The sequence below is a fragment of the Streptomyces albofaciens JCM 4342 genome, assembly GCF_008634025.1.
GTDB classification, from domain to species: Bacteria; Actinomycetota; Actinomycetes; order Streptomycetales; family Streptomycetaceae; genus Streptomyces; species Streptomyces albofaciens.
In genome coordinates, this window is the sequence record NZ_PDCM01000001.1 from 2762588 (window position 1) to 2787529 (window position 24942).

A 24942-nucleotide genomic window follows, 5' to 3' on the forward strand; every position below is an offset into this window, starting at 1 on the left:
TCGGCGATGACCGAGAGCGCACAAGGTAACCGGCCCGAGCCGCGGACCGGAGACTCGCAGGGCAAGACGCTGGGAGCCAAGCGGGGCGGCGGTGATCCCGCGACCCGCGGGCGCACCACCATCGCGGACGGCGTCGTGGAGAAGATCGCCGGGATGGCCGCCCGGGACGTGGTGGGCGTACACGCCATGGGCAGCGGCTTCGCCCGCACGCTCGGCGCGGTGCGCGACCGGGTGCCCGGCGGCAGCAAGTCGGTGACGCGCGGCGTGAAGGCCGAGGTCGGCGAGGTGCAGACCGCGCTCGACCTGGAGATCGTCGTCGAGTACGGGGTCTCGATCGCGGACCTCGCCAAGGCCGTACGGGAGAACGTCATCTCCGCCGTCGAGCGGATGACGGGCCTGGAGGTCGTCGAGGTCAACATCGCGGTGAGCGATGTGAAACTGCCCGACGACGAGGAGGACGAGGGCGACGAGGAGCCGCGCCTCCAGTAGAGCGGGCCGGCAGAGCGGCGGCCAGTTTCCAGACAAGGTGCCGGGGCTTCGCTCCGCGGGGCCCGGCCGGGGTGGTAGCGAAGGGAAGCGCGTAGATGAGCATGGCCGTGACCGGTCTGTTGGCCGGAATGGCGCTGGGCTTCGCCGGATACTTCGGCGGCTTCGGGGCCTTCGTGCTGGTGGCGGCGCTGGGCGCCATCGGGTTCATCGTCGGGAGGTTCGTGGACGGCGACCTGGAGCCGGGAGAGTTCTTCCGTACCCGTACGGGCGACCGCGACGACCGGCGGAGGTGACGCCCGGTGGCGACCGTGTCCCCCGCGGCCGCGGCACCCGGCGCCGCCCACCCGGCCGACGTACCGGCCGGTGAACGGGGTGCCACCCGGGTCGCGGACCGGGTCGTGGCGAAGATCGCCGCGCAGGCCGCGCGCGAAGCCCTGCGCGACGCCTCCACCGTCCGTACCGACGCGCACGCCTCGGTGTCGGTGCGCCGCCGCGAAGGGCGCCGGGACTTCGGCGAGGCACGGGTGCGGGTGGCCGTGGAGCTGGGCTATCCGTCCGACATCGGCGCCCAGTGCGGCGCGGTACGCCGCCAGGTGACGCAGCGGGTGCGCGAACTGGCCGGGATGTCGGTGCCCGAGGTCTCCGTACAGGTCGAGCGGCTGCGCGCGCCCCAGTTGGAGCGGAGCGGCCGGGGGAGGGTGCGATGAGCGACGACGACCCCGACCTGCGGGGGACCCGACGGCTCCCCACCCTCGACACATCGGCGGGCGCCACGGCCGGGCCCGAAGACACCGCCCCGGCCGACGGCGAACGGCCCGCGCACGAGGAGCACGAGGAGAGCGGCGGCGGGGGCCGGGCCCGGCGCTTCTGGGCGGCGCGCCGGGTGCCGGCCGCGCTGGTGGCGCTCGTGGTGCTGGGCGCCGCGGGCCTGCTGCTGTACGACGTGGCCGCGGTGCGCGCCGACCGTCCCGCCATGGCCTGGCGCAAGCGCCTCGCCGAGGAGCTGGCGACCCGTCACCTGGACGACGTATGGGTGCTTGTGGGCGCCGCCGTGGCCGTGGTCCTGGGCCTGTGGCTGCTGCTGCTCGCGGTGACGCCCGGCCTGCGCGCCGTGCTGCCGATGCGGCGCACGACGCCGGACGTACGCAGCGGCCTGGACCGCGCGGCGGCGGCGCTGGTCCTGCGCGACCGGGCCATGGAGGTGCCGGGCGTGCAGTCCGTACGGGTCGCCGTCGGCCGCCGCAGGGCCAAGGCCCGCGCGGTCTCGCACTTCCGCGGACTGGACGAGGTACGGGGCGACCTGGACACGGCGCTCGGCGACGGACTGCGGCAGCTGGGGCTCGCCCGGCGGCTCGCGCTGTCCGTACGGGTACGCCGGTCCGCGAAGAGGTGAGCACGGCGATGCGCAAGGTCTCGCGAACGGTCAACCGGGTGCTGCTGGGCCTGACCGGCCTGGTGCTGATCGGTGTCGGCGGCACGGTGCTGCTCGGCGGCCTCGACCTGCCGGGCAAGTGGGGCTTCGGCATGCCGTCCGGCTGGCGCTGGTCGCGCCCCGACGACGTGCTGCTGCGCGCCGAGGACCGCACCCGCTGGACGGACAGCGGCTGGTGGTGGCCGGTGGTCATCGCGGTGCTGGCGGTGCTGGTCCTGCTGGCGCTGTGGTGGCTGCTGTCCCAGTTCCGGCGGCACCGGCTGGGCGAGGTCCTCGTGGACAGCGGCGACGGCGAGGGCGCCCAGCTGCGCGGCCGGGCGATGGAGAGCGTCCTGACCGCCGAGACGGAGACACTGGACGGGGTGGACCGGGCGCGGGTGAGGCTGACCGGACGCCGCACGGAACCCCGGCTGCGCGCCGGTCTGGCCCTCGCCCCCCACGCGAACCCTTGCGCGGTGGTCGCCCGTCTCTCGTCGGAGACGATCGCCCACGCACGCACCTCGGCCGGACTGGAGAAGCTGCCCGCCGAGGTACGGCTGCGGGCGGTCAAGCATCGGGCGGAGCGGGTGAGTTAGGCGGGGCGTGCGGGGGCGCCCGGCGCTTCCGGTAGGCCGGAGCCGCACGCCCCGGCCACCGCGTGGGCCAGAGCCGCACGCCCCGCCCCCGCGTGCGCCGAAGCCGTACGGCCCCCGCGTGCGCCGGGACCGTACCCCCGCTCCCGCATGCGTCACGACCGTACGCCCGGCGCCCCGTGGCGCGCCCGCCCTCAAAACCCCCGCCGAGCCCCACCATCCACCGGCACCATCACCCCGGTGACATACGACGCCGCCGGGGACAGCAGGAAAGCGACGGTGCGGCCGAACTCCTCCGGTTCGCCGTAGCGGCGCAGTGGGATCGTGGCGCTGTTGCGGGTGCGGGCCTCCTCGGGGTTTCCGGAGAGGGCGTCGAGCTGTGTCAGGCGGTCCGTGGCGATGCGGCCCGGCAGGACGCCGAAGACCCGGATGCCGCGCGGGCCCAGTTCGTCGGCGAGTGCCTTGGCGTAGCCCGCCAGGCCCGGCCGCAGGCCGTTGGAGATGGCCAGCCCGTCGACCGGTTCGTAGACGGAGCTGGACAGGACGAAGCCGATCGCGCCGCCGTCGCCGAGCGCGGCGGACGCCGTACGGGCGAGCCGGACCGCGCCGAGGAAGACCGACTCGAACGCCGCCTGCCACTGCTCGTCGGTGTTGTCGGTGGGCCGGCCCGGCGGCGGGCCGCCGACGCTGACGAGGATGCCGTCGAGGCGGCCGAAGCGCTCGCGGGCGGTGTCCACCAGGCGGGCGGCGGCGTCCGGGTCGGCGTTGTCGGCGGCGACGCCGTGCGCCCGCTCGCCGAGCGAGGCCGCGGCGGACCGCGCGCTCTCCGCGTCGCGTCCGCTGATGACGACGTTCGCCCCGTCGGCGACCAGTTCCCGCGCGGTGGCGAAGCCCAGGCCGCGGCTGGCGCCGGTGACGATGTAGGTCCGGTCGGTGAGTCCTAGATCCATGGGGGTCAGTCTGCCCCGTCGCACCCGAACATGGTGAAGGCGGTGCCGATGAGGCCGACGTGACTGAACGCCTGCGGGAAGTTGCCCAGCTGGCGGCCGCTGACCGGGTCGTACTCCTCGGCCAGCAGCCCCAGGTCGTTGGGCAGCCGCAGCAGCCGGTCGAACAGTTCCCGGGCCTCCTCCCGCCGCCCGGTCAGATGCAGCGCCTCGGCGAGCCAGAACGAGCAGACCAGGAAGGTGCCCTCGCTGCCCGGCAGCCCGTCCACGGTGCTGCCGTCGGTGCTGTACCGCCGTATCAGGCCCCCGTGCGTCAGCTCCGCGCGGACCGCGTCGACCGTGCCGACGGCCCGCGGGTCGTCGGCGGGCAGGAAGCCGAGGCGCGGGATCAGCAGCGTCGAGGCGTCCAGCTCCTTGGAGCCGTAGGACTGGGTGAAGGTGTTGCGCCCGGGGTCGTAGCCCTTCTCGCACACCTCACGGTGCACCGCGTCGCGCATGGCGCGCCAGCGGTCCACGTCCCCCTCCAGGTCGGGGTGGAACTCCACCGCCTTGAGGGCGCGGTCCGCGGCGACCCAGGCCATGATCTTGGAGTGCACGAAGTGCCGGCGCGGCCCGCGCACCTCCCACAGCCCCTCGTCGGGCTCGCGCCAGTGGGACTCCAGGAACTCCAGCAGCGCACGCTGGATGTTCCAGGCGTGCGGCTTGGACGGCAGGCCCGCGACGCGCGCGATGTGGAAGGAGTCCAGCACCCCGCCGTAGACGTCGAGCTGCCGCTGTTCGACGGCGGCGTTTCCGATGCGTACGGGCTTGGAGCCGGCGTAGCCGCCGAGCCAGGGCAGCTCGGTCTCCGGCAGCCGCCGCTCGCCGCCCAGGCCGTACATGATCTGGAGGTCGGCCGGGTTGCCCGCCACCGCGCGCAGCAGCCAGTCCCGCCAGGCCACCGCCTCCTCGGTGTACCCGGCGGTGATCAGCGAGTTCAGGGTGAGGGTGGAGTCGCGCAGCCAGCAGAAGCGGTAGTCCCAGTTGCGTACGCCGCCCAGCTCCTCCGGCAGCGAGGTGGTGGGCGCGGCGACGATGCCGCCGGTGGGTGCGAAGGTCAGCGCCTTGAGGGTGATCAGCGAGCGCAGCACCTCGGCGCGGTACGGGCCGTCGTAGCGGCAGTGCGCCGCCCACGCCCGCCAGTCCTCCAGGGTGTGCTCCAGCGCCTCGTAGGGGTCGATCTCGGCGGGGCGCGGTTCGTGCGAGGGGTGCCAGGTCAGGACGAACGCCACCCGCTCGCCGGCCGCGACGGTGAAGTCGGAGCGGGTGCTGTACCCCTGCCCGTACGTCTCGACCTCGGGCTCGGTGCGCAGCCACGCGGAATCGGGACCGGCCACCGCGACACGGCACCGGCCGACGTGGCGCACCCAGGGGACGACCAGGCCGTAGTCGAAGCGCAGCCGCAGCACCCCCTGCATGGCGACCTCGCCCTCCAGGCCCTCCACGATGCGTACGAGGTCGGGCGCGCGGTCGCGCTGCGGCATGAAGTCGGTGACCCGCACCGAGCCGGTACCGGTGTGCCAGACGGTGTCCAGGACGAGGGAGTCGCCGCGGTAGGAGCGCTCGGACCGGGCGTCGGAGGCGGCGGGGGCGAGCAGCCAGTGCCCGTTCTCCCGGTCGCCGAGCAGGGCCGCGAAGCAGGCGGGGGAGTCGAAGCGGGGCAGGCACAGCCAGTCGACCGAGCCGTCCCGGCCGATCAGGGCGGCGGTCTGCAGGTCACCGATGAGCGCGTGGTCCTCGATGGGTGCGTGCACGCGGTGCCCCTTCCGTCAGCGGCTATTCGCTTCCGGCGACTGTACGGGGCAGGGGCTCGGCGGTGGTGGATCCGGCGGACCCGGTGTCCGCCGCGGGGGTCGCGTCCTCACCCGTGGCCTCGGCCGCGCTGTCCGCGGGGCTCGTGGCGGCGGCCGCGCCGTCCGCGGGGCTCGCGGCGGCAGCCAGCCGGTCCCGGCGTTCCCGGCGGACCAGGATGAACCAGCCCACGGGCACCCCGGCGGCGAACAGCCACCACTGGACGGCGTAGGCCATGTGCGGACCGATGCTGTCGTGGTCCGGCTCGGGCACCGGCTCCGGCTTGCCGCCGGGGGGCTTCGGCGCGGTCTGTTCGATGTAGCCGCCGAGGACCGGGCGGCCCAGCGCCTTGGCCTGCTGCTCGCTGTTGATCAGCATGACCTGGCGCTCGGGCAGGCCCGGCTTGTCCTTGATGCCGCTGTTCCCGGTGGTCTCGTCGGCCATCATCCGGCCGGTGACGGTGACCTGCCCGGCCGGCGCGGCGGGCACGTCGGGGAAGCGGGTGAGGTCGTTGCCGGAGGCGATCCAGCCGCGGTTGACCAGGACGGTGGCGCCCTTGCGCGGCCCCCGGTCCAGGACCAGCGGGGTCAGCACGTAGTAGCCGATGGTCTGCTCGTCGGCGGCGGTGCGCTGGCGGACCACGACCTCGTGCTCGGTGTCGTATGTGCCGGTGGCGGTCACCCGGCGCCACATGTCGTCGCGCGGGAGCGTCCGGCCGGGGGCGGTCAGGTCGGTGACCGGGACCGGCTCGGCGTGGAGGTTGTCCGAGATGAGCTGGTTCTGTGCCACCCGGTGCTCATGGCGGTGGAGCTGCCAGAAACCCAGCTTGACCATCACTGGGATCAGGACGAGACCCACGAGGGTGAGGATCACCCACTGCCGGGACAACAGGAAGCGGTACACCCCACGAAGGTACAACCAGGGCATCCGGCGCCCTGGCGGCGGGGTCGGCGTCAGACCCGGTCGACGATGCCCACCTGGCCCTCCGCGCGGGCGCAGTGGGCGCCGCAGAACCACCGGCCGCCCGCCTCCACGCCCTGGCCGATGATCTGGCACCGGCAGTGCTCGCAGATCGGCGCCATGCGGTGGATGGCGCAGGAGAAGCAGTCGAAGACGTGCACCGCGCCTTGGGCGTGCACTTCGAACGTCATGCCGTATTCGTTTCCGCAGACCTCACAACGTGCCATGCGCCACAGGGTGCGGGTGGGGCGGGCGGCGGGGCGAGCCTGCCCCTGGCGTGTTGTGGGGCTTCACCCGGACGCAGGCGCCGGGGCCACGTCCTGGAGGAGCTGCATGAAGGCGGCCTCGTCGATGACCGGGGTGCCGTACGCGAGGGCCTTGGCGGTCTTGGACGTACGCGACTCCGGGTCGTTGGTGACCAGCAGGCTCGTCAGCCGGGAGACGCTGGTGGCCACGTGCAGCCCGGCCTCGGTCGCGCGGTCCTCCAGCAGCTCGCGGTCGACGGAGGTGTCACCGGAGAACGCCACCCGCATGCCCTGCACCAGGCGGCCGCCCGGCTCGTACCGGCCGGGGTTCGGGTACGGGCAGGCGGGCCGCTTGCGCGAGGGGCGCCAGCTGGTGGGGCGGTACGCGGACGAGGCGGTGCGCTGCCGGGGCGCCGGGCCGTCCGCCCACTCCGTGAGCGGCTGGCAGGCCAGCAGCGGCAGGCGCAGATTGGCCTGTGCGGCCAGCCGCAGGCTGGGGCGGAACGCCTCCGCCAGCACCCGGGCGTCGTCGAGGGCGTGGTGGGCGTGCTCCTGCTTGACGCCGTAGTGCGCGGCGAGGGACTCCAGCTTGTGGTTGGGCAGCGGCAGGCGCAGCTCCTTGGAGAGCGCGATGGTGCACAGCCGCTGCCGCACCGGTGCCTCGGCCTCGGCGCGGGCGTACTCCCGGGCGATCATCGACCAGTCGAACATCGCGTTGTGCGCGACCAGGACCCGCCCCTCCAGCCGCCGGGACAGCTCGGGGACGATCTCGGGGAAGAGCGGCGCGGTGGACAGCATGTCGCTCGTCAGACCGTGGATCCACACCGGGCCGGGGTCCCGCTGCGGATTGACGAGGGTGTACCAGTGGTCCTCGACCTCGCCGTGGGTGTCCAGGCGGTAGACGGCCGCGGACACTATGCGGTCGTCGCGGGCCAGGCCGGTGGTCTCCACGTCGACGACCGCGTACCCCTTCGGATACGCGGCCGGCCAGGGGGCTTCCGCCTCCGGAGGGGACGGCTGCCGCCCGATCGCCGGGGTGATCGGGCGGGCTGCTGCCATGCGGTCTTCGAGCATGGTCACTGAGGATACGGGCCGCCACTGACAGCGCCACCGCCCTCCCCGTGCCCGCCGGCGGCCCGGCGCGGCCCGCGGGCGGGGCGCCCGGCGCGGACGTGCGCGAACGGAGCGCGCCCGGCCGTCCGTTGGACCACGATCGGGGGACGCGGTCACACGGCGGCGTCCGGCCCCCTCCCGTGTCGGGCGCGCGGCCCGGACCCGACTGCGGCGTTACGTAACGAACGCCCGAATAGTCCCCGACGGAAACGTGCCACACCCCGAACGCCGCTGACACCCCGTCTTACATACTTCTCGGTAACAACCCCTAGCGGGGCGCCCATCGGCGCCTTTATGGTGCCGACATGCCGCACCTGCCCGATGTCGTGCTGTGGTCCGTGCCCGCGTTCATCGTGCTCACCGTCGTGGAGATGGTGAGCTACCGCCTCCATCCCGACGAGGACGCCGCCGGGTACGAGGCCAAGGACGCGGCGACGAGCGTGGGGATGGGACTGGGCAGCCTGGTCTTCGACGCGCTGTGGAAGATCCCGATCGTGGCGATCTACTCGGCCGTCTATACGCTCACCCCGCTGCGGGTGCCCGTCCTGTGGTGGACGCTGCCGCTGATGCTGCTCGCGCAGGACTTCTTCTACTACTGGTCGCACCGCGGCCACCACGTCATCCGCATCCTGTGGGCGTGCCACGTGGTGCACCACTCCAGTCAGAAGTTCAACTTCACCACCGCGCTGCGGCAGCCGTGGACCAGCTGGACGGTCTGGCCGTTCTACGTGCCGATGGTCGCCCTCGGCGTGCACCCGGCCGCGGTCGCGTTCTGCTCGTCGGCCAACCTCGTCTACCAGTTCTGGGTGCACACCGAGCGGGTCGGCAAGCTCCCCGGGCCCTTCGAGTACGTACTGAACACGCCCTCGCACCACCGGGTGCACCACGCCTCGCAGGGCGGCTACCTGGACCGCAACTTCGGCGGCATCCTCATCATTTGGGACCGGATGTTCGGCTCGTTCGTCCCGGAGACGGAACGGCCGGTCTACGGGCTCACCAAGAACATCAACACCTTCAACCCGCTGCGCGTCGCCACCCACGAGTACGCGGCCATCGCCCGCGACATACGGGCGGCGGAGAGCTGGAGCGAACGGGCCGGGCGGGTCTTCCGCGGACCGGGGTGGCAGCCGGCGCGGCTCGCGGCAGGGAAGGCGGCCGGGAAGGCCGAGAAGGCCGGGGTGTCCGGGAAGGCCGGGGTGTCCGGGAAGGCCGAGGCCGCCGACGCCCCCAAGACTTCCCAAAGCTCCACCGCCTCCACCACCCCCGACCCCGCCAAGGAGCGCGTCGCGTGACGACCGCCGCGCGCACGGCGCGGGTCCTGCTCGGTGCCCTCGCCGGATTGACCCTCGTCCACCTCGCCGCCCTGCTCACCGGCGCGACCACCGTCGCGCACCTGACCAAGCCCGCGCTGATGCCGGTGCTGGCCGGGTACGTGCTGGCCGCCGGCGCGCCCCGGCTGCTCGCCGTCGCGCTGCTCTTCGGCTGCGGCGGCGACACCCTCCTCCAGACCGGCGACGACGCGCTGTTCCTGGCCGGTATGGGCTCCTTCGCCGCCGGACACATCTGCTACCTGGTCCTCTTCGCCCGGCGCGGCGCCTTCCCGGGCGGGCCGCGGCGCTCCGGGCCGCTCGCGGCGGTGTACGCGGCCGCCTGGCTCGGCTTCGTCGCGCTGCTGTGGCCGGACCTGGACGCAGACCTGCGGCTGCCGGTCGCCGCGTACAGCCTGCTGCTCACCGCGACGGCCTTCGCCGCCCTGCGGCTCGGCCCGCGGGCGGCGCTCGGCGGCCTGCTCTTCCTGCTGTCCGACGCGCTGCTCGCCACTGGTCTCGCCCACTGGCGGCAGCCGCCCGCCGCCCAGTTCTGGGTGATGCTGACGTACACGGCGGCCCAGTACGCGCTGGCCGACGGCGTACGGAGGGCGTACGCGGGACGCGAACGGACCCGGGGCACCGGACCCACCCGGGCGTACGGTGAGGTGCGTAGTACAACCGTCTGACCGCAAGGAACGTACGTCATGCGCGCCACCACCCTCCACGCACCCCGCGACATCCGCGTCGAAGAGGTCCCGGACGCCGCGGTCCGGGAACCGGGGGACGCGGTGGTGCGGGTGCTGCGGGCCTGTATATGCGGCAGCGACCTGTGGGCCTACCGGGGCGAGATCCCGCGCGAGCGCGGGCAGCGGATCGGCCACGAGTTCCTCGGCGTGGTCGAGGAGACCGGCTCCGAGGTGTCCGGCGTCCGGCCCGGCGACCTCGTCGTCGCGCCCTTCACCTGGTCCGACGGCGTGTGCGAGTTCTGCGCCGAGGGCCTGACGACCTCCTGCGAGCACGGCGGGTTCTGGGGCGGTACGCCCGGCTCGGACGGCGGCCAGGCCGAGGCCGTCCGCGTCCCGTACGCCGACGGCACCCTGGTCACGCTGCCCGCCGACGCGGCCGGCGACGACCGGCTGCTGACCGCGCTGCTGACGCTCTCCGACGTGCTCGGCACCGGCCACCACGCGGCGCTCGGCGCGGGTGTGCGGCCCGGCGCGACGGTCGCGGTCGTCGGGGACGGCGCGGTCGGGCTGTGCGGGGTGCTCGCCGCCAGGCGGCTGGGCGCCGAGCGGATCATCGCGCTCGGCCGGCACACCGCCCGTACGGACCTCGCCCGTGCCTTCGGCGCCACCGACGTGGTCGCCGAGCGCGGCGACGCGGCCGTGGCGGCGGTGCGCGAGCTGACCGGCGGCCGGGGCGCGCACGCCGTCATCGAGGCCGTCGGCACCGAGCAGTCCATGGCCACCGCTGTCGGCATCACCCGGCCCGGCGGCGCCGTCGGCTGGGTCGGTGTCCCGCACGGCAGCGGCAACGGCCTGGACATGGAGACGCTGTTCCAGAACAACATCGCGGTACGCGGCGGTGTCGCCCCCGTCCGTACGTACATCCCCGACCTGCTGCCCGACGTCCTGGACGGCACCCTCGACCCGTCGCCGGTCTTCGACCTGACCGTGGACCTCGACGGCGTCCCGGACGGCTACCGCGCCATGGACGAGCGCACCGCGCTGAAGGCCCTGGTCAAGCCCTGACCGGCGAGGACGGCCGCGGGCTTGAGTCTCCCGCCGGGGGAGACCCGACAGTGGACGGCGTGAACGAGGACGGCGACGGCCTGCTGACGATCGGCGCGCTGGCCCGGCGCACCGGAGTGCCGGTGAAGACGGTCCGGCGCTGGTCCGACGAAGGCCTGCTGCCGCCCGCCGCCCGCACCCCCGCGGGCTACCGGCTGTACGGCCCGGACGCGCCCGCCCGCCTGGAGATCGTGCGCACGCTGCGCGAACTCGGCATCGGCGTCGCGGAGATCCGCGCCGTGCTGCGCAGCGAACGCACGGTCGCCGACGCGGCCGGGTGCTGGGCGGACGCCCTGGACGCGCAGATCCGCACGCTGCGGCTGCGGCGCGCCGTGCTGCGGGCGGTGGCCGCGCGGGGCACCGCAGCCGAGGAGCTACCCGACGTGCACCGACTCGCCCGCCTGACCGCCGCCGAACGCCGCCGTGTCATCGAGGAGTTCGTCGCGGACGCCCTGGACGGCGTGGCCGCCCCCGCCTACCGCGCCGGACTGCTGGCCGCCGCCCCGGACCTGCCCGAGGACCCGGCGCCCGACCAGCTCGCCGCCTGGCTCGACCTGGCCGACCACGTACAGCGCCCCGAAGTACGGGCCGCGCTGCGCCGCCTGGCCGAGTACAGCGCCCGTACCACCCCCGCCGAACTGTCCGCGACGGCCGCCGAGGACGCGGCGCGGGTCGCCGGCCTGATGCGCGAGCGCGCGGAGGCGGCCCTCGCGGCCGGTGTCGCCGCCGACTCCCCGGCGGCGGAGCCCGTCGTGGCGGAACTGGTCGCCGCCTGGCTGCCCACCCAGACGGACACGGCCGACCCGCCGCAGCGGGACGACGCCCACGCGCGCGCCAGGCTGCTGGAGCAGCTGGAGGCCGCCGCCGAGCCGCACATCGAGCGCTACTGGCAGCTGATGTGCATGGCCACCGGCCGCCCGCAGCCGCCCCGTTGGGATGCGGTGGGCGCCTGGACCGCCAGCGCGCTGCGCGCCCACCCCGAGCCCGGCCCCGGCCTCGTCCTGCCGCCCGCGCCGGACCCGCAGCGCGCGCTGTACGTGTATGAGCGGGTGGCCGCGCATGTCACCGCGCTGGTCGACGCCGTACCGGAGGAAGCGCTGGAGCGGCCCACGCCGTGCGACGACTGGACCGTCCGGCAGCTCATCGACCACATGACGTGGGAAAACCTCATGATCACCTCGATCGCCCGGGACGCGCCGCGCACCGACCCGGACGCCGGCCACCTGGGCGACGACCACACCGCCGCCTTCCAGGCGTCGGTGGACGCACTGCTCGCGGCGTTCACCGGCACCGGGATGCTGGAGCGTACATACGGCCCGTACGAAGCCCCTGGCGCCCTGTTCGCGCAGCAGGCCGCCGTCGAACTCCTCGCGCACGGCTGGGACCTGGCCCGCGCGCTCGGCGCGAGCACGGACCTGGCGCCGAAGGTCGCCGACGAGGTGCTGGAAGCGGCGCGCGGCATCTACGGGGCGGCGCCGCGTACGGAGGGCGGCTCCTTCGCGCCGGAGCGGCCGGCGCCGGCGGCGGCCGGGGGAGCGGACCGGCTGGCCGCCTACCTGGGCAGGTGAACCGGCCGCCTGCTCGGGCAGGTGAGACCGCGGTGGGGCCGGGCAGGTGATACGGCGGCGGGGCCGGGCGGCGTACCGCCCGGCCCCTGCCTCGGAACCGTCACCGGTCCCTCGGCGGCATCAGTCCCGGACCGCGTCCAGCGCGTCCACGATGCCGTAGCCGTAGTGGCCGTTGACGTGCTGCGTACCGGTGCACGTCTTGTCGGCGGTCGGGCAGCCCGGGTTGTCCGCCTGCATCTTCAGGAGCCACTGGATCTCCTGCGGGCTGGACTTCGGGTGGGTGCTCTTCAGGAGCGCCACGACACCGGCGACGTGCGGGCTGGCCATCGAGGTGCCCTGGAGGTAGCCGTAGTCACCGCCGGGCATGGTCGACAGGATGCCGCCGTGCTTGGCGGGCAGCTCCGGGATCTGGCGGTTGTCGCCGCCCGGCGCCGCCACGTCGATCACGCCGTTGCCGTAGTTCGAGAAGTACGACTTCAGGCCCTTGACGCCCGTCGAGGCCACCGTGACGGTGCCCGGCAGCTGGGTCGGCACGTCCCAGCACTTCTTCGGGTCGATGGTGCGCGAGACCGGCGTGGAGTCGTTCGGGCTGGAGGTGTCGGTCAGCTGCGCCGCCGCCAGGTCCATGTTGGAGTTGCCGGCCGCGGCGACGTTCACCACGCCCTTGCCCTCGGCGTACTTGGCGGCCCGGCCGACGGCGTCCACGATGGCGCCCTGGTCCAGGTCGTCCTTGCAGTTGAACATCCACGGGTCGACGTAGTAGCTGTTGTTCGTGACCTTGGCGCCGTGGTCGGCCGCGAAGACGAAGGCGCACACCACGCTCTCGGCGTAGAACAGGCTCGTCTTGGGCTCGCTGACCTTGATGGCGGAGAGCTTGACGCCCGGCGCCACACCGGCCACGCCGACACCGTTGCGCGCGGCGGCGATGGTGCCCGCGACGTGCGTGCCGTGGTAGTCCTCGGCCGGGTCGTACGGACGCCAGGCGCCGGGGGAGGTGTCCGCCACGCCGCCCACGCAGTTCGCCGACTGCTTCGGGGCGAAGTTGGCCTTCAGGTCCGGGTGGGTGTCGTCCACACCGGTGTCGATGACGGCGACGGTGACCTTCTTGCTGCCCTCGTCGATCTTCGCCGCCTGGTCCGCCTTGATGGCGGGGATGTCCCACTGGAGCGGCTCCAGCGGCTCCTTGTCGTCGCCCGCGGCGTTGGCCGCGCGGGCCGCCTTGGCCGCCTTGTCGGCGGTCAGCCGCTCGACCTTCTGGGGCTTGCCGACGTCCGTGGTGCCGGACGCCTTCAGCGGCGCCGTACGGGTGGCGCCGGCGGACTGCACGCCGGGCGTCTTGCGTATCGTCGCGGCGAACTGCGGGTTGGCCGAGTGGACGACGATCACGCCTATCTTCTCGTGGGCGATGATCACCTTCCCGCCGGCCTGGGTTATCGCCTTCGTGACGCGCTTGACCGAGGCCTGGCCCGGGGTGGCGTTCACGACGTACGAGAGCAGCGGGCCGTCGGTCTTGACGGCGGCCGCCGGGGCCGCGGCCTGCGGGGCGGCGGTGGCCGCGCCCGGCAGGAAGCCGAGGGATGCCGTCAGGGCCAGTCCGAGCGGTACGGCCAGCGCCCGCACCCGTCTGGATCGGGGATGCGCCATGGGTACTCCACATCATCCGTGAGACCGCCCGTACACGGGTCGCGTACGGGCAGGTGGATACCGCCGAACGGGGGAACGGCCCCCGTGTGCGGCAAGTCCCCGAGAAGTTATCCGTGTCGACCACGGAACATCAATGGATCACGGAGAAAACCTGCCAAGAGCCGCGGATTGACCCGCCGTCAGGCGCGGGCGCCACGGTCACGGACGAGTCACGGGGCGCCTGCCCGCCCGGACCGGGGGCGCGGTCGTACGGCCGGGCCGGGAGCGCGCCCGGACGCCCGGGCGGGGCGCGGCCTCGGATATCCCGCCGCGGCACCGCGGCAATGGACCTCGCGCCCGGCCCGGCGGACGGGCCCTGCCGCGGCGGCCGGTGTTCCCGCTTCCTGTCGAATTCAACCAACCAACCTCTGTCGCAACGCATGCCGCACCTCTACGATGCGTGATCCGGATCACTTACGCACGCTTTATCACCGGATTCCGTCGTCCGCCCCTACGCACCCAGGAGAGCCCGTGAGCACCGCACCGCCGCCCACCGACCCGGGGCCGCCCGGGCCGCCGGACTTCACCGAGGTCCAGGCAGGCCCGGAATTCGGCGAACTGCGCCGCTCGTACCGCTCGTTCGCCTTTCCGCTCACCGTCGCCTTCATCCTCTGGTACCTGCTGTACGTGCTGCTCTCCAGCTACGCGGGCGGCTTCATGGGCACCAAGGTCTTCGGCAACGTCAACGTCGCCTTCGTGCTCGGCATCGCGCAGTTCGTGACCACCTTCCTCATCGCCTGGTGGTACTCCCGGCACGCCGCGGCCAAGCTCGACCCGAAGGCCGAGTCGATCAAGGCCCGCCTGGAGGGTGACGCATGAGCCCGACCGAACGGATCACCACCGGCGCGCGGCAGCTCGCCGACGGCGCCGGACAGCTCGCGGCCGGCGACGCCGGCGAGCACCGGGCGCTGATCATCACCCTGTTCGCGGTCTTCGTCGCCGCGACCCTGGGCATCACCGTCTGGGCCGGCCGGCAGACCCGGGGCGCGGAGGACTTCTACGCGGGCGGCCGCCAGTTCAGCGGCTTCCAGAACGGCCTGGCGATCTCCGGCGACTACATGTCCGCCGCGTCCTTCCTGGGCATCGCCGGCGCCATCGCCCTCTTCGGCTACGACGGCTTCCTGTACTCCATCGGCTTCCTCGTCGCCTGGCTGGTGGCGCTCCTGCTGGTGGCCGAACCGCTGCGCAACTCCGGGCGGTTCACGATGGGCGACGTGCTCGCGTACCGGATGCGCCAGCGCCCGGTGCGCACCGCCGCCGGCGTCTCCACGATCATCGTCTCGATCTTCTACCTGCTCGCCCAGATGGCGGGCGCGGGCGCCCTGGTCACCCTGCTGCTCGGGATCACCAGCGAGACCGGCAAGATCCTGGTCGTCGTCCTGGTCGGCATCGTGATGATCCTGTACGTGTCCATCGGCGGCATGAAGGGCACCACCTGGGTCCAGATGGTCAAGGCCGTCCTGCTGATCGCGGGCACCCTGCTCATCACGTTCCTGGTGATGCTCAAGTTCAACTTCAACATCTCCACCCTGCTGGGCAGGGCCGCCGAACAGAGCGGCAAGGGCGCCGCCTTCCTGGAGCCCGGTCTGAAGTACGGCGTGACCGCCACCTCGAAGATCGACTTCATCTCCCTGGGCATCGCGCTGGTCCTGGGCACCGCGGGCCTGCCGCACATCCTCATCCGCTTCTACACCGTGCCCACGGCCAAGGCCGCCCGGAAGTCCGTGAACTGGGCGATCGGCATCATCGGCGTCTTCTACCTGATGACCATCGCGCTCGGCTTCGGCGCCGCCGCCCTGATAGAGCCCGCCACGATCATCGCGTCCAACAAGGCGGGCAACACGGCCGCGCCGCTGCTCGCCCAGGAGATCGGCGGCGGCGCCGACTCCACCGGCGGCGCGATCCTGCTCGCGGTGATCTCCGCGGTGGCCTTCGCGACCATCCTCGCGGTCGTCGCCGGGCTCACCCTCGCCTCGTCCTCGTCCTTCGCGCACGACCTGTACGTGAACGTCTTCCGCAAGGGCAAGGCCACCGAGAAGGAGGAGGTGGCCGCGGCCCGCTGGGCGACCGTGGGCATCGGCGCCGTCGCCATCGTCCTCGGCGTCTTCGCGCGCGGCCTGAACGTCGCGGGCCTGGTGGCCCTCGCCTTCGCCGTCGCGGCCTCCGCCAACCTGCCGACGATCCTCTACAGCCTGTTCTGGAAGCGGTTCACCACCCAGGGCGCGCTGTGGTCCATCTACGGCGGCCTGGCCTCCTCCGTCCTGCTCGTGCTCTTCTCACCCGTCGTCTCCGGCAAGCCGACCTCGATGTTCCCCGGCGTGGACTTCTACTTCTTCCCGCTGGAGAACCCGGGCCTGATCTCCATTCCGCTCGGCTTCCTGCTGGGCTGGCTGGGCTCGCTGCTGTCCAAGGAGGAGCCGGACGTCAAGAAGTACGCCGAACTGGAGGTCCGCTCGCTGACCGGCACCGGGGCGCACTGACAGGGGCACTGCCCCGGGGCCGCCGTGCCTCCGCACCACCCGCGGGCGGGGTGGCGTCGTAGATCTCTACGACGCCACCCCGCCCGCCTCGTGATATCTCACCCGTGCCGGCTGTCAGACCCATCGCGTAGGCTCGAAGACGAACTGATCGGACTCGGGCAGGGGGCAGCGGTGCTCTCGGGCAGGGGGCAGCAGTGCTCATCGACACTTACGGTCGCGTGGCCACCGACCTGCGCGTCTCGCTGACCGACCGGTGCAACCTGCGCTGCACGTACTGCATGCCCGAGGAGGGCCTGCAGTGGCTCGCCAAGCCGGACCTGCTCACCGACGACGAGATCGTCCGCCTGATCCGTATCGCGGTCACCGACCTCGGCGTCGAGGAGGTCCGCTTCACGGGCGGGGAGCCCCTGCTGCGCCCCGGCCTGGTCGGCATCGTCGAGCGCGTGGCCGCCCTGGAGCCCCGCCCGCAGCTCTCGCTGACCACCAACGGCATCGGCCTGGAGCGCACCGCCACCGCCCTGCGCGCCGCCGGCCTGGACCGCGTCAACGTCTCCCTCGACACGCTGCGCCCGGACGTCTTCCGCGCCCTGACCCGCCGCAAGCGCCACGAGGACGTGCTGCGCGGCCTGGAGGCCGCCCGCGCCGCCGGCCTCACCCCGGTCAAGGTCAACAGCGTCCTGATGCCCGGACTCAACGACGACGAGGCCCCCGACCTGCTGGCCTGGGCCGTCGCCCACGACTACGAGCTGCGGTTCATCGAGCAGATGCCGCTTGACGCCCAGCACGGCTGGAAGCGCGAAGGCATGATCACCGCCGGTGACATCCTGGCCTCGCTGCGCACCCGCTTCACCCTCACCCCCGAGGGCCGGGAGGAGCGCGGCTCCGCCCCGGCCGAGCGCTGGCTCGTCGACGGCGGCCCGCACCGCGTCGGCGTCATCGCCTCGGTCACCCGCCCCTTCTGCCGCGCCTGCGACCGTACGCGCCTGACCGCCGACGGCCAGGTCCGTACGTGCCTGTTCGCCACCGAGGAAACCGACTTGCGCGCGGCCCTGCGCTCCACCGCGCCGGACGCGGAGATAGCCCGCCTGTGGAAGCAGGCGATGTGGGGCAAGAAGGCCGGGTCGGGTCTCGACGACCCGGCGTTCCTCCAGCCGGAGCGGCCCATGTCGGCGATCGGCGGATAGGCACGGGCGTCTGCCCCGGGGCGGGATGCGGTCCTGCCGCACGGCTGCCGTGGCCGGGGTGCGGTTCTGTTGTACGACTGCCGCGGCCGGGTGGTCCTGCCGTACGACTGCCGTGTCCGGGGCGTGGTCCTGCCGTACAGCTGTCGTGTCCGGGACGTGGTCCTGCCGTACAACTGCCGCGGCCGGGGCGCGGCCCCTCGTACCGCCTTCAGTGGCCGGGGTGCGGTCCTGCCGTACGACCGCCGTGGCTGGGACGTGGTCCTGCGGTACGACTGCCGCGGCCGGGGCGCGGCCCCTCGTACCGCCTTCAGTGGCCGGACCAATGGCGGCGGGCCGTCGGCGGCCGACCGCCCGCCGGTGGGGTCAGTCGCCCGCCGGGCGGTCCGCGGCGCCCTTCTCCCACTCCGCCAGCGTCACGACGTCCTTCAAGAACCCGCGCAAGTTAAGGAAGTTGGACAGGTGTTCGCGGTGCTCGTCGCACGCGAGCCAGGTCTTGCGGCGCTCCGGCGTGTGCAGCTTCGGGTTGTTCCACGCGAGGACCCACACGGCGTCGGCGCGGCAGCCCTTGGCCGAACAGACGGGCGTGTCCGAGGCGGGTTCCGGCGCCGAGCCGGGCAGCCCGGGCAGTCCCGGCAAGCCGGGGACCTGCGACGACGCGGAGTTTCCGGCGGAGCCGGCGGAGTCGGGGAGGGGGGCGTCAGGGGAGTTCACGGCCTCAACCCTACGTCGCCCGCGGCAGCGGACATGGCGACGCCGGGCAGCCACGGGGGGAGCCGCCCGGCGTCGGTCCGTCGCTCCGACGGGGGATGCGGAGCGCGTACGCAGTATGTCACGCGGGAGTGGGCCGGGTGCACCGGAACCGCATGATTGATCTGAGCTTTTTCTGAGCTTTGCAGATCGCGGACGGGTCAACTCCGTTCCCGCCGCGGCCCGTCCGCATCCGGCCCGGCCGCTTCCGGGACCGGTTCCGCCGGGCCGGCGGTGCCCCCGGGGCCCAGCATCGGCCGCGTGGGCGCCGGTATGAAGGTGGACGGCAGTGAACGTACGTTTTCCCGCCCGGCGTTGGCGATCACCACCGCGACGTACGGCAGGACGACCCCCAGCACCAGGGTGGCGATGGCCACGTGACGCTCGATGTTCCAGAGCACGGCCGTGAGCACCACGGCCACGGTCCGTACCGACATCGAGATCACATAGCGCCGCTGCCGGCCCCGCACATCCTCGGTCAGGCCCCGTCGCGCTCCCGTGATCCGGAAGGCCTGGGCGCCGGTCTGCTTCCGCATCACGTTCCACCACCTGCTTGTCGTGCCGGATTCTCCCCGGTTCCGCACCGATTCCACGTTACGCCGCGCCTGCGCCGCCTTCGAGACCGGGGCGCGATACGGGCGGGCCGGGTCCGTACCGCCCGCACGCGTACGGCCGCTCCGGCGTGCGGCGTAGCCCGTCCGGAGCGAAACTGACGGTGCACGATTGCGTGCGCGCGCCGCTTGAGGAGGCGACATGACTTGGTTGTGGGCAATCATCGTGGGCCTGGTCCTGGGCCTGATCGCCAAGGCGATCCTTCCCGGCAAGCAGGCGATCCCGCTCTGGCTGACCGTGATCTGCGGCATGCTCGGCAGCGTCCTGGGCAACTGGCTCGCCACCGGCATCGGAGTGAACGACACCAAGGGCGTCGACTGGACACGGCACGTGCTGCAGCTGGTGGGCGCCGTCATCGTGGTCGCCGTCGGTGACCGGCTCTGGGCCGCCGTACGGGGCCGCCACAGAGAGACGACCTGAGACGGAAGGCGTGAGACAGCCGGCCTGACGGCAACAGGCGGGAACACACACCGGCCGGCGCGCACGATGTGCGCGCCGGCCGTTCCTGCGTTCGTGGCGCCTAGCGGCCGTCGAGCTGGGCCAGCTTGCGGCCCGCCTTCAGGTACGCCGTACCGGGCACCTCGGCCAGCTTCTCGGCCAGCACCTCGCCCAGCGGCCGGATCGCCTCGGCCTCGGCCAGCACCAGCGTCTGCTGCCCCTCCGGGGCCTCCACGACCAGGCGCAGCGCGTTCTGCTTGGCCAGCCGCCGGGCAGCCGAGGCGCTCGGCGTGAACTCCAGCACCTTGGTCAGGACCGTGGCCACCGTCTCCGCGCCGTGCTCGGCGACGTCCACCACCGGCAACGTGCTCACGTCGGCGAAGGACTTCTTGGAGAACTGCGCCACGAACCCGGCACGCGCGGCCATCGCCGCCTCCAGGCCGTACAGCGCCGTCACGACCTCGCCGGCCAGCACCTTCTTCAGATCCATCGGGTGCAGCGACTTGTCCGCCACCCGGGCCAGCACGACCGCGATCTCCTCGTCGGTCCACTCGGTCCAGGCCTTCAGGTACGGCTCCATCAGCCGGTCCGGCACCGACATGATCTTGCCGAAGACATCGTCGGCGGGCGCGCTGAGCCCCACGTAGTTGCCCTTGGACTTGGACATCTTGGCGCCGGTGCCGTCCGTGCCCTCGATCAGCGGCATGGTGACGACCAGCTGCGGCCGCTGCCCGCGCAGCTCCATCAGCTTGCGGCCCATCTGGAGGTTGAGCAGCTGGTCGGCGCCGCCCAGCTCCACGTCGCACTCCAGCGCCACCGAGTCCAGGCCCTGCGCGATCGGGTACAGCAGCTCCGTCATCGTCAGGCCGGAGCCCGCGGCGAGGCGGTTGCGGAAGTCCTCGCGCTGGAGCAGCTGCGAGACCGGCACCTGGGAGAGCAGCCCCAGCAGCTCGGGGAAGGTGTACGGCGCCAGCCACTCGCTGTTCTGCCGGAAGCTGACCTTCTCGAAGTCGAAGAACGGCCGGACCTGGTCGCGGTAGCTGGCCAGGTTGGCGGCGATGTCCTCGTCGGTCAGCGGCGGGCGCTCGGCCGTACGGCCCGACGGGTCGCCGATCTTGGCGGTGAAGTCACCGATGATCAGCGTCACGTCGTGTCCGAGCCGCTGGAACCGGCTCAGGATGATCAGCGGCACCGCGTGCCCGAGGTGGACGTCGGTGGCGGTCGGGTCGATGCCCAGCTTGATGTGCAGGCCCTTGCCCGCCGCCCGGCGCTCCTCGATGCGCTCGGCGAGCTGGTCCACGCCCGGCAGCACCTCGACGGTACGGGAGGCGATCAGCTCGGCCTGCTCCTTGGCGGGCAGGTCCGTCAGGTCCAGATAGCGCCGGGCGCCCGTCTCCTTGAGCAGCTCCGCGACGGTGGAGTCGGCGGAGAGGTCTGCGGAGAGCAGCGAGCTGGCGCGGGCGACGGATTCGCCGAGGCGTGTCATGGCGTTCCTGATCGGTCGGTTTTCCCGTACGGGAGGACGAGGGAAGAGTCTATTCGAGGCGGCCGGCCCTGCCGGGACCGGCCACAGCCCTCCCTACAGCCCTCCCTGCGCACCCGCGGCGTCACACTCCGGGACTGACCGAACTCATATTGAAGTCCGGGATCCGCAGGGGCGGCATCGCGGCGCGCGTGAAGTAGTCGCTCCACTCCCGCGGCAGCGTCCGCTCCGTACGGCCCGCCTCCGCCGCCCGCCCCAGCAGGTCCACCGGCGACTCGTTGAAGCGGAAGTTGTTCACCTCGCCCACCACCTCGCCGTTCTCGACCAGATAGACACCGTCCCGGGTCAGCCCGGTGAGCAGCAGCGTCGCCGGGTCCACCTCGCGGATGTACCACAGGCAGGTCAGCAGCAGCCCCCGCTCGGTGCCCGCCACCATCTCCTCCAGCGACCGGGTGCCGCCGCCGTCCAGGATCAGGTTGCCGATGCCCGGCGCCACCGGCAGCCCGGTCAGCGCGGCGCTGTGCCGGGTGGTCACCAGCCGCCGCAGCTCGCCCTCGCGGATCCAGTCGGTCGGTTCCAGCGCCAGCCCGTTGTCGAACACGGAGGCGTCGTCGCCGGAGGCGTGGGCCAGGACGAACGGCGCGCACTCCAGGCCCGGGGCGCGCGGGTCGCTGCGCAGCGTCAGAGGCAGCCCGGCGACCTTGCTGCCGACACGGGTGCCGCCGCCGGGCCGGGAGAAGACCGTACGGCCCTCGGCCGCGTCCCGGGCCGTCGCCGACCACTGCTGGTACACGAGCAGGTCGGCGACGGCGGTCGGCGGCAGCAGGGTCTCGTACCGCCCGGCCGGCAGCTCGACGCGCCGCTCGGCCCAGCCGAGCCGGGTCGCCAGCGCCGCGTCCATGGCCAGCGGGTCCGCGTCACGGAAGTCCCGGGTGGACAGCCCCGCCCAGGCGGACCGGCTGCGGTCCGGGGACTTGGCGTTCAGCTCCAGCGTCCCGGTGGGCTGGTCGTGCCGCAGCCGCAGCCCCGTGGAAGAGCCGAGATAGGACGACACGACCTCGTGGAAGGCGAACCCGTACAGCTCACGCCCCCCGTCCCCGGCCTGCTTGAACGATTCGCCCAGCGCGGGCGCGAAGGAGTCGAAAACCGCGGAGGAGGTCTCGGCCGGGGCATCGGTGAAATCCGGCGACGGCGCGGCACCGGAGACCAGCGGCCCGGCGTCCTCGGCGGGCCCCGCCGCACGCGCGGCCGCCTCCGCCTCCCGCACCAGCGGTTCCAGGTCGGCCGAGGTCACCGCGGACCGGGAAACCACACCGGAGGCGGTGCCCTGCGCGCCGTCCACGGTGGCGATCACCGTCAGCGACCGCCCACGGGTGACCCCATTGGTGGTCAGCGCATTACCGGCCCACCGCACATTGGCACTCGACCGCTCATTCGCGATGACCACACACCCGTCGGCCCGGGACAGTTCCAGGGCCCGCTCGACCATCTCATGGGGCGCACCCGCCCGCGGGTTACGGCTCATCGACCCGCCTCCTGTGCCGTATTCAAAATGCTGACGTCGGTGAACAAAGCGGCCGGACACCCATGCGAAACCGCCGCGATCTGCCCCGGCTGCGCCTTCCCACAGTTGAAGGCCCCGCCCAGGACATACGTACTCGGCCCGCCGACCGCGGCCATCGACCCCCAGAAGTCGGTGGTGGTCGCCTGGTAGGCGACGTCGCGCAGTTGTCCGGCGAGGCGGCCGTTTTCGATGCGGAAGAAGCGTTGGCCGGTGAACTGGAAGTTCACCGGGGGAGCGGAGGGCATACCTCTCCGATCAGCGTCTGTGCAGGTCAGACGGTGTTTCACGGTCCACCCTCGATCCGTGTTGATACCGGTTGAAACCGGACTGTACGGGGTGTGGTGACGGCTTGGTGCCGACTTTTGGCGGGGTGCTGCGGATCTTCGATGCTGATCGTAGACGCCGGGCCTACGGGGCAGGGTGGTCCCCGGCCAGAACGGCGAGATGAGCACGAGCGGACTGGGAGAGGCTGTCCAGCAGAGCCTTCCCCTTGGCCGCTGTAGCGAGGGAAGGCTGCCCGATGATGCCGTTGGTGGTGTACCCGGCCATGCCCAGTGTCAACAGATGCGGACGGGTGGGAGCTGAGTGATCATCCTGCTCGATGCCGTCGTGTACGAGGTGCGGAGCGCCGTGCAGGAGCAGAGACACCTCGAACTCTCCGCCGTGCATGTCGCCGGGGCTACTGCTCTCCAGGCCGGCTTCCTGGCGGGCGCGGGTCCGATCCTCGCTGACGGGGAAGAGGGCTACGCGGGGGCCGTCTACGTTGGCCTCCTGGGCGACGTTGGACAGCACGTAGTTGCCACCATGCCCGTTGACGATCATCAGCCCCGGCACGCCGGACGCCTTCAGCGACCGCCAGATGTCGTTGACGACGGCGTACAGGGTCGCGGCGCTGATGCTCACGGTGCCTGCCATGCCTGCCACGCCTGCGTGCTCGTGGGAGCAGGAGACGGTGATGGGCGGCAGGAGGAAGAGGCCGTGATCGTCGGCGATCCGCTTGGCGATCATGCACGCAATGGCGGTGTCCGTCGTCAGAGGCAGGTGGGCGCCATGCTGCTCGAAGCTCCCCACAGGCAGTACGGCGATGGTCGGACCCTTGCGGCGCTCGTCCTCGGACGTGGCCTGGGTGATCAGATCGTCCATGTCCTTAGCATCCCTCATGGTTTCCGGCCGAACTAGGTCGTAAGTCGGTCGCGAACGATCTGAAGGCGCTCGGTGAAGGCCGCTACGGCAGGAACCTTTTGACGTGGCGGGACGGCGCGAGCCACGGCTGTCAGCTCAGCCAGGGTCCGGGCCGAACCGGTCTGCGCGACGATGGCAAGAGCCTTCCCGGCGGCTTCCGCGCACGGCTCGGGTTCACCGGCCTTGGCGTAGGCACGGGCGAGGCGTGCGAGGTAGACGCTGCGGTCGTTCCGGAAGACCTGGGGGAGGGCTGCGATCTCCTCCTCGAAGAGACGGATGGCGCGTGACGGATCACCAAGATCGATCCAGCAATTGGCGCGCTGGATCTCCACGTAGGTCGGGGTGCAGTACGACGTATCGAGAAGGGCCTTCGGATCGGCCTCGCACGTCCGTGACGCCAGCTCGTGAGCCTCGTCGAACTTGCTCAGAGCGGCCTGCGGGTCTCCTTGGAGAGCGTGGCCGGCGGCCTCTTGCAGCGCCGCGAGTGCGGAGAGCTGAGGCGTCCTGTTCGGTACGTACTGGGCTGCCTGAGCCAGGCCGACGGCCCGCGCCGGGCTTCCTTGAGCAGCGGCCTGGTGGCTCTTGCGGAACAGCAGGTATGACTGCATGTGATGGTCGGCGGCTTCCTGTGCCCATTCCATCGAACGGTCAGACCAGTACGCCGCTGCCGTGAAGTCACCCAGATCTTGATACAACCACCCGAGGAATTCCGCGGTCTGGCTGCCCACATGCAACAGCCTGCGCCGCACCGGACCATTGGCAGTGTCCAAAAGACGGGCGATGGTCTTCGCGTCATGATTGACCGTGGCCAGCGGTTGTCTCGCCCCGAAGTAATTCGCACTCTTGTAGCGCTGGGGTAGCTGACTCTCAATGAGAGTCGCGGTGAATTCCGGATCGGCCAGGTCCTCGCCAGACGTCGCAACCCACAGATCATCAGTCGGCTCGGAGTCGATGGCTGGCTCGGGCGGCGTCAGCAGAACGGCCTCCGCCGGCACCTCCGCGCCCTCCTCCCAGTCCCGGCGCATGAGGCCGAGCATGTGCCCGGGGATGCGGAGCCCATCGGCCACACGCTCGACAACGGCCATGTCCTTGATGATCCGCTGCCCCTGGATGACCTCACCGACCCGGCTCGGTGTCAGGTCACAGCGCCGCGCGATGAGAGCCGGGTAGAGACCTGCCCGCTTAACGATCTTAAAAATGCGCGAAAAGTCGCGTTCGTAGCACGCTTTGATCATTTCGGCGTCGTTCAAGATGCGCGCGGGGAGGTCTTGCGGCGGTTCGGACTTGGGCATGAGCGATGCTCCGATGGACTC

Annotated in this window: 25 protein-coding genes and 1 pseudogene; 13 read left to right on the forward strand and 13 right to left on the reverse strand. The window is 72.3% G+C overall.

Going from position 1 to position 24942, the window contains the following annotated elements:
- Positions 1-6: 6 nt before the first annotated feature.
- The 5 genes from CP973_RS12385 (at position 7) to amaP (ending at position 2496) form a co-directional block, all read left to right on the forward strand.
- On the forward strand, positions 7-489 hold the full coding sequence (locus CP973_RS12385) for an Asp23/Gls24 family envelope stress response protein (RefSeq protein ID WP_150240166.1): 483 nt from the start codon (positions 7-9) through the stop codon (positions 487-489).
- 95 nt (positions 490-584) lie between these two features.
- Entirely contained in the window at positions 585-782 is a 198-nt protein-coding gene (locus tag CP973_RS12390) for a hypothetical protein (protein ID WP_150240168.1), read from the forward strand.
- A gap of 6 nt (positions 783-788) precedes the next feature.
- The gene (locus CP973_RS12395; RefSeq protein ID WP_150240170.1) at positions 789-1196 is read left to right on the forward strand and encodes an Asp23/Gls24 family envelope stress response protein; all 408 of its coding nucleotides are present in this window, start codon (positions 789-791) and stop codon (positions 1194-1196) included.
- Positions 1193-1882: a DUF6286 domain-containing protein gene (locus tag CP973_RS12400; RefSeq protein ID WP_150240172.1), complete on the forward strand. Its 690-nt coding sequence runs from the start codon at positions 1193-1195 to the stop codon at positions 1880-1882. The genes CP973_RS12395 and CP973_RS12400 overlap by 4 nt, the downstream gene beginning before the upstream one ends.
- A gap of 8 nt (positions 1883-1890) precedes the next feature.
- On the forward strand, positions 1891-2496 hold the full coding sequence (gene amaP, locus CP973_RS12405) for an alkaline shock response membrane anchor protein AmaP (RefSeq protein ID WP_150240174.1): 606 nt from the start codon (positions 1891-1893) through the stop codon (positions 2494-2496).
- Positions 2497-2687: 191 nt separating this feature from the next.
- On the opposite strand, the gene CP973_RS12410 is transcribed toward amaP, so the two are convergent.
- From CP973_RS12410 to CP973_RS12430, 5 genes are all read right to left on the reverse strand, one after another.
- The gene (locus CP973_RS12410; RefSeq protein WP_150240175.1) at positions 2688-3443 is read right to left on the reverse strand and encodes an SDR family oxidoreductase; all 756 of its coding nucleotides are present in this window, start codon (positions 3441-3443) and stop codon (positions 2688-2690) included.
- A gap of 5 nt (positions 3444-3448) precedes the next feature.
- Positions 3449-5233 (reverse strand): glycoside hydrolase family 15 protein, encoded by a 1785-nt coding sequence (locus CP973_RS12415; protein WP_150240179.1) that lies wholly within the window; start codon positions 5231-5233, stop codon positions 3449-3451.
- 22 nt (positions 5234-5255) lie between these two features.
- Positions 5256-6173: an SURF1 family cytochrome oxidase biogenesis protein gene (locus tag CP973_RS12420; RefSeq protein WP_150240181.1), complete on the reverse strand. Its 918-nt coding sequence runs from the start codon at positions 6171-6173 to the stop codon at positions 5256-5258.
- A gap of 50 nt (positions 6174-6223) precedes the next feature.
- Complete coding sequence (locus tag CP973_RS12425) at positions 6224-6457, reverse strand: hypothetical protein (protein WP_003984909.1); 234 nt, start codon at positions 6455-6457, stop codon at positions 6224-6226.
- Between the two features lie 63 nt (positions 6458-6520).
- Positions 6521-7549, reverse strand: a complete 1029-nt coding sequence (locus tag CP973_RS12430; protein ID WP_150240183.1) for a DEDDh family exonuclease — start codon at positions 7547-7549, stop codon at positions 6521-6523.
- Between the two features lie 344 nt (positions 7550-7893).
- Here CP973_RS12430 and CP973_RS12435 point away from each other — a divergent pair, with 344 nt between their 5' ends.
- Genes CP973_RS12435 through CP973_RS12450 form a run of 4 tightly spaced genes read left to right on the forward strand, consistent with a single transcriptional unit; the run spans position 7894 to position 12256 of the window.
- Positions 7894-8880: a sterol desaturase family protein gene (locus CP973_RS12435; protein WP_150240185.1), complete on the forward strand. Its 987-nt coding sequence runs from the start codon at positions 7894-7896 to the stop codon at positions 8878-8880.
- Positions 8877-9584 (forward strand): lysoplasmalogenase, encoded by a 708-nt coding sequence (locus CP973_RS12440; RefSeq protein ID WP_150240187.1) that lies wholly within the window; start codon positions 8877-8879, stop codon positions 9582-9584. The genes CP973_RS12435 and CP973_RS12440 overlap by 4 nt, the downstream gene beginning before the upstream one ends.
- Positions 9585-9602: 18 nt before the next feature.
- The gene (locus CP973_RS12445) at positions 9603-10649 is read left to right on the forward strand and encodes a zinc-dependent alcohol dehydrogenase family protein (RefSeq protein WP_150240189.1); all 1047 of its coding nucleotides are present in this window, start codon (positions 9603-9605) and stop codon (positions 10647-10649) included.
- Between the two features lie 59 nt (positions 10650-10708).
- On the forward strand, positions 10709-12256 hold the full coding sequence (locus tag CP973_RS12450; protein ID WP_244409423.1) for a TIGR03086 family metal-binding protein: 1548 nt from the start codon (positions 10709-10711) through the stop codon (positions 12254-12256).
- 120 nt (positions 12257-12376) lie between these two features.
- Here the strand turns inward: CP973_RS12450 and CP973_RS12455 are convergent, their stop codons facing one another.
- The gene (locus CP973_RS12455) at positions 12377-13900 is read right to left on the reverse strand and encodes a S8 family peptidase (RefSeq protein WP_150240193.1); all 1524 of its coding nucleotides are present in this window, start codon (positions 13898-13900) and stop codon (positions 12377-12379) included.
- Positions 13901-14410: 510 nt separating this feature from the next.
- On the opposite strand from CP973_RS12455, the gene CP973_RS12460 reads away from it, so the two are divergent.
- The 3 genes from CP973_RS12460 (at position 14411) to moaA (ending at position 17603) form a co-directional block, all read left to right on the forward strand.
- Positions 14411-14758 carry a DUF485 domain-containing protein gene (locus tag CP973_RS12460; protein WP_150240195.1) on the forward strand — a complete coding sequence of 116 codons (348 nt, stop codon included), beginning with the start codon at positions 14411-14413 and terminating at the stop codon, positions 14756-14758.
- Entirely contained in the window at positions 14755-16419 is a 1665-nt protein-coding gene (locus CP973_RS12465; RefSeq protein WP_150240197.1) for a solute symporter family protein, read from the forward strand. The genes CP973_RS12460 and CP973_RS12465 overlap by 4 nt, the downstream gene beginning before the upstream one ends.
- Positions 16420-16613: 194 nt before the next feature.
- A complete protein-coding gene (gene moaA, locus CP973_RS12470) occupies positions 16614-17603 on the forward strand; it encodes a GTP 3',8-cyclase MoaA (protein ID WP_150240199.1) in 990 nt (329 codons plus the stop codon).
- Positions 17604-17966: 363 nt separating this feature from the next.
- Here the strand turns inward: moaA and CP973_RS12475 are convergent, their stop codons facing one another.
- Together CP973_RS12475 and CP973_RS12480 are read right to left on the reverse strand one after the other, a co-directional pair.
- Positions 17967-18221, reverse strand: a complete 255-nt coding sequence (locus tag CP973_RS12475; RefSeq protein ID WP_150243486.1) for a hypothetical protein — start codon at positions 18219-18221, stop codon at positions 17967-17969.
- Positions 18222-18511: 290 nt separating this feature from the next.
- The gene (locus tag CP973_RS12480) at positions 18512-18886 is read right to left on the reverse strand and encodes a DUF3099 domain-containing protein (protein ID WP_150240201.1); all 375 of its coding nucleotides are present in this window, start codon (positions 18884-18886) and stop codon (positions 18512-18514) included.
- 217 nt (positions 18887-19103) lie between these two features.
- Between CP973_RS12480 and CP973_RS12485 the strand changes: the two genes are divergently transcribed.
- Entirely contained in the window at positions 19104-19382 is a 279-nt protein-coding gene (locus CP973_RS12485; RefSeq protein WP_030596753.1) for a GlsB/YeaQ/YmgE family stress response membrane protein, read from the forward strand.
- Between the two features lie 100 nt (positions 19383-19482).
- Here the strand turns inward: CP973_RS12485 and tyrS are convergent, their stop codons facing one another.
- The 5 genes and pseudogenes from tyrS to CP973_RS12510 all read right to left on the reverse strand — a co-directional run bounded on the left by tyrS (position 19483) and on the right by CP973_RS12510 (position 24921).
- Positions 19483-20886, reverse strand: a complete 1404-nt coding sequence (gene tyrS, locus CP973_RS12490) for a tyrosine--tRNA ligase (RefSeq protein WP_150240203.1) — start codon at positions 20884-20886, stop codon at positions 19483-19485.
- 121 nt (positions 20887-21007) lie between these two features.
- Positions 21008-22408, reverse strand: a complete 1401-nt coding sequence (locus CP973_RS12495) for a metallopeptidase TldD-related protein (protein WP_150240205.1) — start codon at positions 22406-22408, stop codon at positions 21008-21010.
- Positions 22405-22671 (reverse strand): annotated as a pseudogene (locus tag CP973_RS12500) (TldD/PmbA family protein); the annotation flags it as partial. The gene CP973_RS12495 and the pseudogene CP973_RS12500, both read right to left, overlap by 4 nt.
- Positions 22672-22855: 184 nt before the next feature.
- Positions 22856-23590, reverse strand: a complete 735-nt coding sequence (locus tag CP973_RS12505; protein WP_150240207.1) for a creatininase family protein — start codon at positions 23588-23590, stop codon at positions 22856-22858.
- 32 nt (positions 23591-23622) lie between these two features.
- Positions 23623-24921, reverse strand: coding sequence for an NsdA family TPR-like regulatory protein (locus CP973_RS12510; protein ID WP_167538320.1), 1299 nt, complete (start codon positions 24919-24921; stop codon positions 23623-23625).
- Positions 24922-24942 lie beyond the last annotated feature (21 nt).

Bases quoted from the DNA above. Each gene is read 5' to 3' on its own strand.
- CP973_RS12385 (WP_150240166.1), top strand. From the start codon at position 7: ATGACCGAGAGCGCACAAGGTAACCGGCCCGAGCCGCGGACCGGAGAC.
- CP973_RS12390 (WP_150240168.1), top strand. From the start codon at position 585: ATGAGCATGGCCGTGACCGGTCTGTTGGCCGGAATGGCGCTGGGCTTC.
- CP973_RS12400 (WP_150240172.1), top strand. From the start codon at position 1,193: ATGAGCGACGACGACCCCGACCTGCGGGGGACCCGACGGCTCCCCACC.
- amaP (WP_150240174.1), top strand. From the start codon at position 1,891: ATGCGCAAGGTCTCGCGAACGGTCAACCGGGTGCTGCTGGGCCTGACC.
- CP973_RS12410 (WP_150240175.1), bottom strand. From the start codon at position 3,443: ATGGATCTAGGACTCACCGACCGGACCTACATCGTCACCGGCGCCAGC.
- CP973_RS12425 (WP_003984909.1), bottom strand. From the start codon at position 6,457: ATGGCACGTTGTGAGGTCTGCGGAAACGAATACGGCATGACGTTCGAA.
- CP973_RS12430 (WP_150240183.1), bottom strand. From the start codon at position 7,549: ATGCTCGAAGACCGCATGGCAGCAGCCCGCCCGATCACCCCGGCGATC.
- CP973_RS12435 (WP_150240185.1), top strand. From the start codon at position 7,894: ATGCCGCACCTGCCCGATGTCGTGCTGTGGTCCGTGCCCGCGTTCATC.
- CP973_RS12445 (WP_150240189.1), top strand. From the start codon at position 9,603: ATGCGCGCCACCACCCTCCACGCACCCCGCGACATCCGCGTCGAAGAG.
- CP973_RS12455 (WP_150240193.1), bottom strand. From the start codon at position 13,900: ATGGCGCATCCCCGATCCAGACGGGTGCGGGCGCTGGCCGTACCGCTC.
- CP973_RS12465 (WP_150240197.1), top strand. From the start codon at position 14,755: ATGAGCCCGACCGAACGGATCACCACCGGCGCGCGGCAGCTCGCCGAC.
- CP973_RS12480 (WP_150240201.1), bottom strand. From the start codon at position 18,886: ATGCGGAAGCAGACCGGCGCCCAGGCCTTCCGGATCACGGGAGCGCGA.
- CP973_RS12485 (WP_030596753.1), top strand. From the start codon at position 19,104: ATGACTTGGTTGTGGGCAATCATCGTGGGCCTGGTCCTGGGCCTGATC.
- tyrS (WP_150240203.1), bottom strand. From the start codon at position 20,886: ATGACACGCCTCGGCGAATCCGTCGCCCGCGCCAGCTCGCTGCTCTCC.
- CP973_RS12495 (WP_150240205.1), bottom strand. From the start codon at position 22,408: ATGAGCCGTAACCCGCGGGCGGGTGCGCCCCATGAGATGGTCGAGCGG.
- CP973_RS12505 (WP_150240207.1), bottom strand. From the start codon at position 23,590: ATGGACGATCTGATCACCCAGGCCACGTCCGAGGACGAGCGCCGCAAG.
- CP973_RS12510 (WP_167538320.1), bottom strand. From the start codon at position 24,921: ATGCCCAAGTCCGAACCGCCGCAAGACCTCCCCGCGCGCATCTTGAAC.